Source organism: Streptomyces sp. NPDC045026 (assembly GCF_056432625.1).
Map to the genome: position 1 here is coordinate 50310 of NZ_JBWKIS010000011.1, position 12624 is coordinate 62933.

The following is a 12624-nucleotide window of genomic DNA, read 5'->3' on the forward strand; positions in this document are numbered from 1 at the left end:
CCGTACGGTTCGTGCGGTCCTGCCGGTCAGGCCGCCCCGCCGCCCGCCCGCACGAGCCCCGTCTCGTAGGCGAGTACGACGACCTGGACGCGGTCGCGCAGGTTCAGCTTGGTGAGGATGCGGCCCACGTGCGTCTTCACGGTCGCCTCCGACAGGACGAGCCGGGCCGCGATCTCGCCGTTCGACAGGCCCTGCGCGACGAGGATCATGACCTCGCGCTCGCGCTCGGTCAGCCGGCCGAGCTCGGCGAGCTGCGGCTCCTTCCCGGAGCTGGGCAGCATCGGCGCGAAGCGGTCGAGCAGCCGCCGCGTCGTCGACGGCGCGACCACCGCGTCGCCGCTGTGCACGGCCCGGATCGCGCCGAGCAGCTCGCCGGGCGGCACGTCCTTGAGCATGAACCCCGACGCTCCGGCCTTCAGCCCCGAGAACGCGTACTCGTCGAGGTCGAACGTCGTCAGGATGAGCACCTTCGGCGGGTTCTCGTCCATGCAGATCCGCCGCGTCGTCTCCACGCCGTCCAGCTTCGGCATGCGGACGTCCATCAGGACCACGTCGACCGCCGTGCCGCGCAGCACCTCCAGGGCCTCGACCCCGTCGCCCGCCTCGGCGACGACCTCCATGTCCGGCTGGGCGGCGAGCACCATCCGGAAACCGGTGCGCAGCAGCACCTGGTCGTCGACGAGCATCACGCGGATCGCCATGAAGGGGGTCCCTTTCGGTACGTGTACGGGGTCGGGTTCAGTACGTGTGCGAGGTCGGTACGTGCGCAAGGTCGGTGCGTGTGCGGCGTCAGTGGGCGGGCTTGAGCGGCAGCAGGGCACTGATCCGGAATCCGCCGCCGGGACGCGGTCCCGCGTCGAGCGTCCCGCCGACCATACCGACGCGCTCCCGCATGCCGATGAGCCCGTGCCCGCGGCCGTCGGCGCCCCCGTCCTCGTACAGCTCGTGCGGAGCGCCCTTGCCGTCGTCCTCGACCAGCAGGCCGAGGCCGTCGTCGAAGTAGACGAGCCGGACACTCGCGCCCGCGTTCGCGCCACCGTGCTTACGGGTGTTGGTGAGCGCCTCCTGCACGATGCGGTACGCGGTCAGCTCCACTCCGCTGGGCAGCGGGCGCGGGGTGCCCTCGACCTTGAAGTCGACGGGCAGACCCGCGGTGCGCACCTGCTCTATCAGCTCGTCGAGCTGCTCGACGTCGGGCTGCGGCACGTACTCGCCGCTCTCCTGGTGCTCACCGGTGCGCAGCACTCCGAGGAGGCGCCGCATTTCGGCGAGCGCCTGCCGGCCGGTCCCGGAGATCGTCTCCAGGGCCTTCCGTGCCTGCTCGGGAGCGGCGTCCATGACGTACGCGGCGCCGTCCGCCTGCACCACCATCACCGACACGTTGTGGGCGACGACGTCGTGCAGCTCCCGCGCGATCCGGGCCCGCTCGGCGGCGACCGCGACCTTCGACTGGGCCTCGCGCTCCTTCTCCAGGCGGTCGGCGCGCTCCTCCAGCTGCGCCAGGTAGGCGCGACGCGTGCGGACGGAGTCGCCGAGCACCCAGGCGAGCGCGAACGGCACCATCTGGAAGACCGTGAGCAGTACGTTGCCCGCGGTGCTCGTCTCGTGCATGGGCCAGCGCAGCTGCGCGAGCGGCGCCGCGCACAGGCCGCCGACGAGCGCGAATCGGGACGCCCAGCGCGGGCTGTCCGCCGCCACGGTGTAGATGACCACCAGCATGGCGAAGTCGGCCGGCAGCACCCGTACGTCCGCGACGAGCTGGAACACGCCCACGACGGCGATGAGGACCAGCATCCGCTCGGGAACGCGCCTGCGCAGGGCGACGGCCAGGCTCAGCGCGAGGACGACGGGGATGCCGACGAGGCGGGCATCACCCTGCATGTTCTCCTGCCCCGCGATCAGACTCATGCCGGAGACCCCGAGGAGGACGACGGCCCAGAAGCTGTCGACCCACGTCGGGTGTCGGCGGAAGAAGTCGTAGAGGCGCTGCACGTAACCCAGCGTAAAGAAGCGTGCAGTGTGCAGGGGTCAACCGGAGGTTCGATCCGAGTGCCGCCGGCGTACTCCCCAAGGTGGAGGCCGACCCCTCCTGCGCACCTAGCCTTTCCCTGTGACGAAAGAGCAGCGGGGTGCGGGGCATGGGTGGCGCGAGGCGACGGAAGAGGCGCTGTACGGGCCCAGCGGCTTCTACCGCAGACCCGAGGGGCCCGCGGGGCATTTCCGCACGTCGGTGCATGCGTCGCCGCTGTTCGCCGGGGCCGTCGCGCGGCTTCTGTGCCGGGTGGACGAGGCGCTCGGTGGTCCTGCCGAGCTCGCCTTCGTCGACATGGGCGCGGGCCGCGGCGAGCTGGTGACGGCCGTTCTGGAGTCACTGCCCGCCGAGGTGGCGGCCCGCACCACCGCGTACGCGGTGGAACGGGCGGAGCGTCCCGCCGGCCTCGACCACCGCATCGAGTGGCGCGCACACCCCCCGAAGGGGGTCACCGGACTCCTCTTCGCAAACGAGTGGCTCGACAACGTCCCCCTGGACGTCGTCGAGACCGACGCCTCCGGAGTGCCGCGCCAGGTCCTCGTGCAGGAGGACGGGACCGAGGGGCTCGGGGAGCCGGTGGTGGACGGTCCGGAGGCGGACTGGCTGGCCCGGTGGTGGCCGCTCGCCGGTGGACCGGGGCTCCGCGCGGAGATCGGCCTCCCCAGGGACACCGCCTGGGCCGCGGCCACGGGGACGCTGGAGACCGGCGTGGCGGTCGCCGTCGACTACGCGCACTCGCGGGATGCCCGGCCGCCCTTCGGGACGCTCACGGGCTTCCGTGAGGGCCGCGAGACGCCGCCCGTGCCGGACGGCTCGTGCGACATCACGGCCCATGTGGCGTTCGACGCGTGCGCGCTCCCGGGCGCCCTGCTGCTCACGCAGCGCGCGGCCCTGCACGCCCTCGGGGTGAGCGGCGGACGGCCGCCGCTGGCACTCGCCTCCAGCGATCCGGCGGCCTACGTACGGGCCCTCTCCGGAGCCGGCGAGGCCGCCGAGCTCACCGCGGCGGGCGGGCTCGGCGACTTCGGATGGCTGGTGCAGCCCGTGGGCGTACGGGCGCGGGACCTGCTCCTTGCCGACGTCACCGACCTACTTGTCGATGTCACCGACGACGAAGAACAGTGACCCGAGGATCGCCACCATGTCCGAGACGAGCGTGCCGGGCAGCAGTTCGGTGAGCGCCTGGATGTTGTTGTACGAGGCGGACCGCAGCTTGAGCCGGTACGGCGTCTTCTCGCCCTTGCTGACCAGGTAGTAGCCGTTGATCCCGAGCGGGTTCTCGGTCCACGCGTACGTGTGGCCCTCGGGCGCCTTGAGGACCTTCGGGAGGCGCTGGTTGACGGGGCCGGGCGGCAGCTCGGCGAGCCGGTCCAGGCAGGCGTCGACGAGGTCGAGCGCGTTGTGGGTCTGCTCCAGGAGGACCTCGAAGCGGGCCAGGCAGTCGCCCTGGCGGCGCGTGACGACCTTCAGGGTGTCCTGGAGCTCCCCGTACGCGAGGTACGGCTCGTCGCGGCGCAGGTCGAAGTCGACTCCGGAGGCGCGGGCGATCGGACCGCTCACCCCGTAGGAGTGCACCGCCTCCGGGGACAGCACGCCCACGCCGCGCGTGCGGCCGCGGAAGATCTCGTTGCCGAGGACCAGGTCGTCGTACACGCTCATGCGCGAGCGCACCGAGGCGACCGCCCCACGCGCGCGGGTGGTCCAGCCGGCCGGCATGTCCTCCTTGAGGCCGCCGACGCGGTTGAACATGTAGTGCATGCGGCCGCCGGACATCTCCTCCATGACGTTCTGGATTTCCTCGCGCTCCCGGAAGGCATAGAACACCGGGGTGATTCCGCCCAGTTCGAGCGGGTACGAACCAAGGAACATCAGGTGGTTGAGGACCCGGTTCAGCTCCGCGAGCAGGGTGCGCAGCCACACCGCGCGCTCAGGGACCTCCATGCCGAGCATCCGCTCGACGGCGAGCACGACCCCGAGCTCGCTCGAAAAGGCGGAGAGCCAGTCGTGGCGGTTGGCCAGCATCACGATCTGCCGGTAGTCGCGGGCCTCGAAGAGCTTCTCCGCGCCGCGGTGCATATAGCCGATGACCGGCTCGGCCTGCTGGATGCGCTCGCCGTCGAGGACGAGGCGCAGGCGCAGCACCCCGTGCGTGGACGGGTGCTGCGGGCCGATGTTGAGCACCATGTCGGTGGTCTCGGCGGCGCCGCCGATGCCGACCGTCGTCTCCCTCGTGGGCGTCATGGGAACAGTGTCTCGTACGTAGGGTGGGTGCATGGAAACGGGGACTGAGGGGACGGCGGCTCCGAAGGCGGGAGCCGGGGCGGGAGCCGGGGCTGAGCCGGTGTGGACCGGGCTCCCCAGGGGGCTGCTGAAGGTGCGCAGACTGCTGCTCGTGCTGTGGCTCGTGCCGCTGACGGTGGCGGTGGGGGTGCTGCTCGGGGTGTTCGCCGGCGGCGTGTGGGCGGCGTTCGCGCTGCTGCCGCTAGCCGGGCTGCTGTGGGGATGGCCGATGCTCGGGCGCAACTGGCGCTCGTGGCGCTACGCCGAGCGCGCCGACGACCTGCTGATCAGCCGGGGCGTCCTGTGGCGTGAGGAAACGATCGTGCCGTACGGGCGCATGCAGCTCGTCGAGGTCACGTCCGGGCCCCTGGAGCGGAAGTTCGGACTCGCGAGCCTTCAGCTGCACACGGCGGCCGCGGCGACCGACGCCACGATCCCCGGCCTGACGCCCGCCGAGGCCGAGCGCCTGCGCGACCGGCTCACCGAACTCGGCGAGGCCCGATCGGCGGGGCTGTGACCACCCCGGACGTCCACGAGGACGTACGGGACCAGGACGTGCCCGCCGAGGCGCCGGAGCGGCGCCTGCACCCCGTCACCCCGCTGCGCCGCGCCTGGGCGCCCGTCGCGATCGTCCTCGGCTGGGCGGTCCACGACCTGAACGAGGCGCAGCGCAGGCTCGCCCAGCTCACCGCGAGCACCCTCCTCATCGGCATAGCCGTACTGATCCCGGCCGCCGCCCTCTACGGGTTCCTGACCTGGTGGTTCACGCACTTCTCCGTCACCGACACCGAACTGCGCATCCGTACCGGCCTGTTGTTCCGCCGCACCGCCCACATCCGGCTCGACCGGATCCAGGCCGTGGACGTCACCCAGCCGCTGCTCGCCCGTTTCGTGGGCGTCGCCAAGCTCAAACTGGACGTCGTCGGGGCGGACAAGAAGGACGAACTCGCCTATCTCGGCGAGCGGGAGGCCCGCGAACTGCGCGCCGAACTCCTCGCCCGCGCGGCCGGGTTCGCGCCCGAGTCCGTGCGCGGCGTCGGCGAGGCGCCGGCCGAGCAGATCCTGCACGTGCCGCCCCGCATGCTCGCCGTCGCGCTCCTGCTCACCGGCGGGCCCTGGGCGATGCTGCTCGCCGCGGTCGTCGTGCCGACGCTGCTGTGGTTCGCCACCCACAACCTGTGGACGGTGCTCGCCGTGGCCATCCCGCTCGTGGGCGGCGCGGGCACGAACAGCGTGGGCCGCTTCATCAAGGAGTACGACTGGACGGTGGGCGAGTCGCCGGACGGCCTGCGCATCGACCACGGCCTCCTCGACCGCGACCACGAGACGGTGCCGCCGGGGCGGGTGCAGACCGTCCGGATCGTGGAGCCGCTGCTGTGGCGGCGGCTCGGCTGGGTGCGCGTGGAGCTGGACGTGGCCGGCTCGTCGAACTCCGTCCTGGTGCCGGTCGCGCCGCGCGGGATCGCACAGGGCTTGGTGGAACGAGTGCTTCCGGGGGTGACGGTTCCTGAGGAGGAGGCGTTCGCCCGGCCGCCGAAGCGCTCGGCGTGGTGCATGCCCGTCTGGTGGCGGGGCTACGGGCTCGCGACCACCGACGCCGTGTTCGCGTCCCGGCACGGACTGGTGCGGCGGCGGCTCGCGCTGGTGCCGCACGCGAAGGTGCAGAGCGTGCGGCTCACGCAGGGGCCCTGGGAGCGGTTCCGAGGTGTGGCCGACGTCCATGTGGACACGGGCGCCAACAAGACGGTGACGGCCCGGCTGCGGGACGCCGGGGAGGCGGCGGAACTCCTGTGCTCCCAGGCGGACCGCTCGCGCACGGGACGGAAGGTGGCACGGCCGGACCGCTGGATGGCTTCGTGAGAGCGGCGGCACGGCGATGGGGCGGGGCCTCGGTGTGACACACACCGAGGCCCCGCCCCATTCACGTCCTGCGTGCTACGTGCCTGACGTCTGCGCCGGAACCTACGCCCGCAGCGCCGACCGCAGCTCCGCCACGTCGATCTGTTCCGTCTCGTCGTGCTCCGTCAGGTCGATGACCTGGCTCACACCCTCGCCCGTGGTCGTGGCGTCGGGCTGCTTGAAGTCGGCCTCGGCGTCCGCCTTGTGGAGCGCGAACGCTTCCTCGCCGACGACGTCCGCCAGGTCCGCGTTCTGCACCGCCTCCAGGGCCGCGGGCGCCACGCCCTTCGTACCGAAGAAGTCGAATCCGCCCTCGACCAGGGGCCGCCGGACCGCCGCGGGCGGCACAACCGCCGCCGCGGCCGGGACGGTGAAGTGGCCGGGGACGCCGGACGGCAGGGCGGCCACGTGCTCGTGCTCCTGTGCGCGGGCCGCCTCGGGCTTCCCCTGCGGCTCACCGCCCCCGGACTCCTCGGCCTTCGGCCGCTCGCCCCGCGGGGGGTGCGCGGCGCGCGCCATACGGTCGAGCGCGGCGTTCGCCCGCAGATAGAGCACCGGAGAAGTCACCGGCGTGCCGGCCGAGGCGGCGCGCTGTGCCGGGACGAGCTCGGCGCCGGGTGCCGGGGAGGCGGCCGCGGGCAGCGCACGCGCCGGGGCCGCGGCCTCTATCGCGAGCTGTCTGCGGCCCTCGAGGGCGCTGGCCCGCTCCGTCTCCGCCGTCGCGTAGCGCCGCAGCAGGGCCGCGTGCTCGTTGCGCAGGGCCGCCAGCTCCGTGCGCTTGCCGCGCAGCTTCGCCTCCAGCTTGAAGCGCAGCTCACGCGACTCCTCGAGGTCGGTCTCCAGTTCGGCGACCCGCTCGTCGTGGCGCCACTCGTCGCTCGCCCGCGACCGGTTCAGCTCGGCGACGCGCTTGCCCGCGAGCCGGTCCCATTGGCGCATGACGACCGCGCCCACCACGGCGGCGCAGGCGGCCGCACCGGCCAGGCCGCGCAGCACGAGCGGCTCCGCGGTCAGCCAGGCGCCGGCCGCGCAGACGAGCGGGACGCCTGCGATCGCCGAGGGGGGAAGCAGCCTGTGCAGGGGTGGGGAATGGCGGTGACGTCCACGTGGCATGGCCAGAAACTTACCGCGCGTAGGCGAATCGTGGTGCCCCGGCAGCCAAAATCCCGTGGTCTTCTGTCCCTCCACTCCCATTTCGCCCCTGTACTCGGCGCCTTTGCCGATCAGTTCCCCCGCGGACCGTTCAGTTCTTCAAGAGGCCCTTCGACTGGAGATACTCCTTGGCGACATCGGCGTCCTTCTGGCGTTCCGCGTCGACCTTCCGGTTGAGCTCGACGAGATCGTCGGTCGTCAGCGTCTTGGTCAGCTTCCCGAGTACGCCGGCTATCTCCTTGTCGCCCGCATCCTTGGTGTTCACGACCGGAACGATGTTGTCCGCGTTCTGGAGCTTCTTGTCGTCCTCCAGGAGCACCAGGCCGAAGTTCTTCAGCGTGGCGTCCGTGGTGGTCGTCAGGACCAGCTGGTCCTCACCGTTCTTGACGGCCTGCTTGGCCTGCGTGGTGCCGACGCCCTTGGGGTCGATGCCACTGACCTTGATGCCGTACGTCTTCTCGAGACCCGGGGCGCAGAAGGGCCGCTTCTCGCATTCGTCACCGGCCGCGATCTTGACCTTCTGGCCGGACTTGCCGAGGTCCGAAAGGGTCTTCAGGTGGTGCTGCTTCGCGTAATCCGCGCTCACCGCGAAGGCGTTCTGGTCGACGGCCTCCCCGGCGTCGAGCACCGTCAGTCCCTCCGGACCGGCGAGCCCGCGCAGCGCGGTGACCGTCGCATCAAGATCACTTGAGGCGACGGGCTTGGCGTCCGCGCCGTTCTTCTTGAGATTGAGGAATTCCGCGAGCGTCGCCGCGTATTCGGGAACGACGTCGATCGCGCCCTTGGCGAGCTGGGGCTCGTAGATCTCGCGGTTCTCGACGGTCTTGACCGAGGCGGAGTATCCGGCGTCGGCGAGAACCTGCTTGTAGAGCTCCGCCATCACCTTCGACTCGGTGAACCCGGCGGCGCCGACGACGACCGTGCCCTTCTTGCCTCCGCCGGCCGAGCCCGAGTCGGCCTTGTCACTCTTGCCGCCCTCCAGGCTGTCCCCGCCGCACGCGGTGAGCCCGGTGGTGAGCGCGCCGACGGCGACCGCCGCCACGGCGATCCGTCGCGTTCTGCTGTTCATCGTTGTCCACCCAATCGAAAGCCGGAATGATCGAAAAGCCGTAACGAGGTATCAAGTTGGCGTCCCGCCCACCGCGGCGGCCCGCCGGGAATCGCCCCGTCGCGCCGCCCCGCCGGGATTCAGCGCGCCGCGCCGGAGCGGCCCGGATCGGGGCCTCCCCTGCTCGAGCGGAGCCGAGAGCTCGGGGAAGGGTTCAGGACCCGTCCCGCGCCCGCCAGGACGCCCTCGACGAGCAGCGCGAGCAACGCCACCAGGACGGCGCCGGCGACGACCTGAGGGGTGTCCTGGAGGTTGAACCCGGCCGTGATGATCCGCCCGAGCCCGCCCTTGCCGGCCATCGCGGCGAGCGTCGCCGTGGCGATCACCTGCACCGCCGCCAGCCGGATCCCGGTCATGACCATCGGGTACGCCAGCGGGAGTTCGACCCGCCGGAACACCTGCCCGCCGCTCATCCCCATCCCCCGAGCCGCCTCCACGACGGCCCCGTCGACCTCGCGCATCCCGATGTAGGCGTTGGTCAGCAGCGGCGGCACCGCGAACAGCACGAGCGCGATGAACGTCGGCAGGTCCCCGTGCCGGCCCAGCGGCGTCAGCGTGAGCAGGACGAGCACCGCGAGCGTGGGCACCGCACGGCCCGCGTTCGAGATGTTGACCGCGAGGCCGCCGCCCTTGCCGATGTGCCCGAGCCACAGCGCGAGCGGCAGGGCGATCAGGCAGGACACGGCCAGGGTGACGCCGCTGAAGTACAGGTGCTCGGCCAGGCGGTGCCACACCCCCTTGTCGCCCTGCCAGTTGGCCCCCGTCGTCAGCCAGTCGTAGGCCCCCGATATCGCGTTCATGCCGCCTGCGCCGCCTTCTCCGTACGTCGCTCCGCCTCGTCCGGGCCGCCACCCGGGCGGTCCGGACCACCGGAGCGGTCCGCGCGTCTGCGTATGCGGGACGTCCCGGACGCGACGCGGGTCCAGGGGGTCAGCCACCGCTGGAGGCCGAGCAGCAGCAGATCGGCGCCCACCGCGAGGAGCACGCACAGCACGGATGCCGTGAGCACCTGGGCCTTGAAGTCGCTGTCGAGGCCGTCCATGATCAGCGTGCCCAGGCCGCCGTAGTCGACGATCGCGCCGACCGTCGTCAGCGCGACCGTGGAGACCGTCGCGATCCGCACGCCCGCGAGCATCGCGGGCAGCGCCAGCGGCAGTTCGACCTCCCACAGCAGCCGGACGGGCCCGTACCCCATGCCGCGGGCCGCTTCTCCGGCCTCGTCCGGCACGGCCTGGAGGCCCGCCAGGAAGTTCCGCACCAGGATCGTCAGCGTGTAGAGGACGAGTCCGGTGATCACGAGCGAGGCGGAGAGCCCGAACAGCGGGAGCAGCAGCGAGAACATCGCCAGCGACGGGATCGTGTAGAGCACCGTCGTCAGTCCGAGCACCGGGCCCGCGAAGGCGCGCCGGTGCCGGGCGAGGAGGGCCAGCGGGAAGGCGATCAGCACGCCGATCACGACGGAAGCGGCCGTGATGCCGATGTGCTGGACGACCGCGTCGACCAGCTCCTGTCTGCGGGTTCGCAGGTATTCCCCGCACACCCACTCATTGGTCACCATGCAGTTGGGACTGCTCACCCGCCCCACCTCCCCCGAAATCCCCGTACATATGTCTTGGAACCGCTCGCGCGAGCGCCTGATTCCGACTGCGGACGACCCTAGCCCCCACCACTGACAATCGCCGAGGCCCCTCGTCACGACGCAACATGGCCTTCACACGGCAACGGCCCACAGGCGGCGGCAGCCCGGCACAATGGGGACCCATGATCCGGTTCGAGCACGTCACCAAGCGCTACGCCGACGGGACAACGGCCGTCGACGACCTGTCCTTCGAGGTGAACGAGGGGGAACTGGTCACGCTCGTCGGCCCGTCGGGCTGCGGCAAGACCACCACGATGAAGATGGTCAACCGGCTCATCGAACCGAGTGAGGGCCGGATATTCCTCGACGGCGACGACATATCCGATATCGACCCGGTCCAACTCCGGCGTCGCATCGGCTATGTGATCCAGCAGGTCGGCCTCTTCCCGCACAAGACGGTCCTCGACAACACGGCGACCGTCCCGCATCTCCTCGGCGTCAAGCGCGCCAAGGCCCGCGAGCGCGCCGCCGAACTCCTCGACCTCGTCGGCCTCGACCCGCGCACCTTCGGCGACCGCTACCCCGACCAGCTCTCCGGCGGCCAGCGCCAACGAGTCGGTGTGGCAAGGGCGTTGGCGGCAGATCCGCCCGTGCTCCTGATGGACGAGCCCTTCGGCGCGGTCGACCCGGTCGTGCGCGAACACCTGCAGAACGAATTCCTCCGCCTTCAGCAGGCCGTGCGCAAGACGGTCCTGTTCGTCACGCACGACATCGAGGAGGCCGTCCGGCTCGGCGACCGGATCGCCGTGTACGGGCAGGGCAGGATCGAGCAGTTCGACACCCCGTCGACCGTCCTCGGGGCGCCCGCGACCGACTACGTGGCCGACTTCGTCGGCGCGGACCGCGGCCTCAAGCGGCTCTCCGTCACGCCCATCGAGGAGAGCGACGTGGAGCAGCCGCCGGTCGTGCATCTCGACGACCCGCTGCCGGCGAAGCTCGACGCCCCCTGGGCGGTGGTCCTCGACGGCGACAACAACCTGCACGGCTGGATCTCCGCGGAGCACGCGCGCGTGCAGAGCGGCACGGTCCGCGAGCACGCCCGCCGCATGGAGGCCTGGCTGCCCGTCGGCGCCTCCCTCAAGCAGGCGTTCGCCACGATGCTCCAGCACGACGCGGGCTGGATCGCCGTCATCGACGAACGCAGCGAGGGCCGCTTCCTCGGCGTCCTCACCCCGGCGCGGCTGCACGAGGCGCTGCGCCGGTCGACGGCGGCGGACGCCCGGGACATCCCGCGCGCGGAGGTCGAACTGGAGACCGTGACGGGCGCCTGAGGACGCGTGAACCCCGAAGCCCCCTGCGCTACGCCGTGATGCGTGCGCTCAGCCACGCCAGCGTGGCCGGGATCTCGCGGCGCCAGGTGTTGAAGTTGTGGCCGCCGCTGTCCAGGACGATCGACGAGATCTCGGTGGGCGGCTTCACCTTGCGGATGAAGCTCATCGTGTTCCCGTAGTTGCTCTCGCCGTGCTTGCTCGTGGTGACGAGCAGCGACGTGGCGGGCGGCGTCCCGTGTGCCAGGGTCCGCATCAGGTCGGCGCGCCGCTCCAGTGCCGCGTCGCCGTGGAAGAGGTCGCCCGTGGTGGGGTCGATCGGCGCCTTGTAGTACGCGGACAGGCCCGCCCCCGCGCCGTAGACACGGGGGTGGTGGATGGCGAGCTTCAGGGCGCAGTAGCCGCCCGTGGAGTCGCCCACGATGCCCCAGCCGCCGGGCTTCTCGGCGACCCTGTAGTGCGCCGAGATCACCTGGGGCAGGTCCTGGGCGAAGAACGTCTCCGTCTGCGGGCCGTCCGGCACGTCCACGCACTCCGTGTCCCGCGGCGGCGACACGGTCGGGCGCATCATCACCAGGATCATCGGCTGCATGGCGCCCGCTCTGGCCTGCTCGTGGGCGGTGGTCGGGTAGCGCAGTCCCTTGATGAGCGCCTCGGCGGTGCCGGGATAGCCGGTGAGGACGACCGAGGCGGGGAAAGTACGGGTCTTGTGGCTGCCCTTGAAGTATTCGGGCGGCAGATACACGTACGCGGAGGTGGCGATGTGCGAGCGCTGCCCGACGATGTCGACCTTCTGGATCTGGCCGCCGAGCTCGGGCCGTGAGCCGCCCGGCACGTTCACGTACCGCGTACCGACCACCTGCAGGGGCCCCCGGGTGTCGACTGCGCCGAGGTCGGTGACCACGCCCTGGCCCTGCTCCCGCCCGAGGAGGTCGTTCCACGTGGCGTAGAACCCGAACGCCTGGTTGACCGCGAGTCCGACCGAGAGGAAGAGCGCGAGCTGCGTCGCGAGCAGCAGGCCCACCCGCCCGGCGACGGATCCCCAGGTGCGGCCCGCCAGCCGTGGCCACAGCCAGACCGTGCCGGCGAAGAGGAGCGCGGCCAGAATGACCGCAAGCGCAAGGACCTTGCTGCTCGTGAGACCCATCGTGCTGAACCTGCCTGCGCTTTCTGGCTTCTGAACCTTTTCCACCGGTTTACCTGGCCGAGTGAACCCGCCTCCCACAAGTCCCGTCCTAGAGGGCGC

General features: G+C 71.4%; 12 protein-coding genes. 4 read left to right on the forward strand and 8 right to left on the reverse strand.

The genetic code is table 11. The annotated features are described in order from the left end of the window. Positions 1 to 26: 26 nt before the first annotated feature. Both AC07EJ_RS23545 and AC07EJ_RS23550 read right to left on the reverse strand, forming a co-directional pair. Positions 27 to 701 (reverse strand): response regulator transcription factor, encoded by a 675-nt coding sequence (locus tag AC07EJ_RS23545; protein WP_362900904.1) that lies wholly within the window; start codon positions 699 to 701, stop codon positions 27 to 29. 88 nt (positions 702 to 789) lie between these two features. Then, the gene (locus AC07EJ_RS23550; protein WP_389487488.1) at positions 790 to 1992 is read right to left on the reverse strand and encodes a sensor histidine kinase; all 1203 of its coding nucleotides are present in this window, start codon (positions 1990 to 1992) and stop codon (positions 790 to 792) included. Positions 1993 to 2110: 118 nt separating this feature from the next. Between AC07EJ_RS23550 and AC07EJ_RS23555 the strand changes: the two genes are divergently transcribed. Beyond that, positions 2111 to 3157 (forward strand): SAM-dependent methyltransferase, encoded by a 1047-nt coding sequence (locus AC07EJ_RS23555; RefSeq protein WP_478884882.1) that lies wholly within the window; start codon positions 2111 to 2113, stop codon positions 3155 to 3157. Here the strand turns inward: AC07EJ_RS23555 and AC07EJ_RS23560 are convergent. Further along, positions 3122 to 4273 carry an NADH-quinone oxidoreductase subunit D gene (locus AC07EJ_RS23560; protein WP_393586768.1) on the reverse strand — a complete coding sequence of 384 codons (1152 nt, stop codon included), beginning with the start codon at positions 4271 to 4273 and terminating at the stop codon, positions 3122 to 3124. The genes AC07EJ_RS23555 and AC07EJ_RS23560 overlap by 36 nt on opposite strands. A 31-nt stretch (positions 4274 to 4304) precedes the next feature. Here AC07EJ_RS23560 and AC07EJ_RS23565 point away from each other — a divergent pair, with 31 nt between their 5' ends. Both AC07EJ_RS23565 and AC07EJ_RS23570 read left to right on the forward strand, forming a co-directional pair. Further along, the gene (locus AC07EJ_RS23565) at positions 4305 to 4829 is read left to right on the forward strand and encodes a PH domain-containing protein (RefSeq protein WP_478884883.1); all 525 of its coding nucleotides are present in this window, start codon (positions 4305 to 4307) and stop codon (positions 4827 to 4829) included. Next, positions 4826 to 6172 (forward strand): PH domain-containing protein, encoded by a 1347-nt coding sequence (locus tag AC07EJ_RS23570; protein ID WP_478884884.1) that lies wholly within the window; start codon positions 4826 to 4828, stop codon positions 6170 to 6172. Before AC07EJ_RS23565 ends, AC07EJ_RS23570 begins: the two co-directional genes overlap by 4 nt. A gap of 102 nt (positions 6173 to 6274) precedes the next feature. Here the strand turns inward: AC07EJ_RS23570 and AC07EJ_RS23575 are convergent, their stop codons facing one another. From AC07EJ_RS23575 to AC07EJ_RS23590, 4 genes are all read right to left on the reverse strand, one after another. Then, the gene (locus AC07EJ_RS23575; RefSeq protein ID WP_389487498.1) at positions 6275 to 7324 is read right to left on the reverse strand and encodes a hypothetical protein; all 1050 of its coding nucleotides are present in this window, start codon (positions 7322 to 7324) and stop codon (positions 6275 to 6277) included. Positions 7325 to 7454: 130 nt separating this feature from the next. Further along, on the reverse strand, positions 7455 to 8432 hold the full coding sequence (locus AC07EJ_RS23580) for an ABC transporter substrate-binding protein (protein ID WP_478884885.1): 978 nt from the start codon (positions 8430 to 8432) through the stop codon (positions 7455 to 7457). Between the two features lie 119 nt (positions 8433 to 8551). After that, positions 8552 to 9271 carry an ABC transporter permease gene (locus AC07EJ_RS23585; RefSeq protein ID WP_389487502.1) on the reverse strand — a complete coding sequence of 240 codons (720 nt, stop codon included), beginning with the start codon at positions 9269 to 9271 and terminating at the stop codon, positions 8552 to 8554. Beyond that, the gene (locus AC07EJ_RS23590; protein WP_389487504.1) at positions 9268 to 10047 is read right to left on the reverse strand and encodes an ABC transporter permease; all 780 of its coding nucleotides are present in this window, start codon (positions 10045 to 10047) and stop codon (positions 9268 to 9270) included. The genes AC07EJ_RS23585 and AC07EJ_RS23590 overlap by 4 nt, the downstream gene beginning before the upstream one ends. A 185-nt stretch (positions 10048 to 10232) precedes the next feature. Between AC07EJ_RS23590 and AC07EJ_RS23595 the strand changes: the two genes are divergently transcribed. Further along, positions 10233 to 11381, forward strand: a complete 1149-nt coding sequence (locus tag AC07EJ_RS23595; protein WP_478884886.1) for an ABC transporter ATP-binding protein — start codon at positions 10233 to 10235, stop codon at positions 11379 to 11381. 28 nt (positions 11382 to 11409) lie between these two features. Here the strand turns inward: AC07EJ_RS23595 and AC07EJ_RS23600 are convergent, their stop codons facing one another. Continuing rightward, entirely contained in the window at positions 11410 to 12525 is a 1116-nt protein-coding gene (locus AC07EJ_RS23600) for an alpha/beta hydrolase (protein WP_393586760.1), read from the reverse strand. Positions 12526 to 12624: the final 99 nt, after the last annotated feature.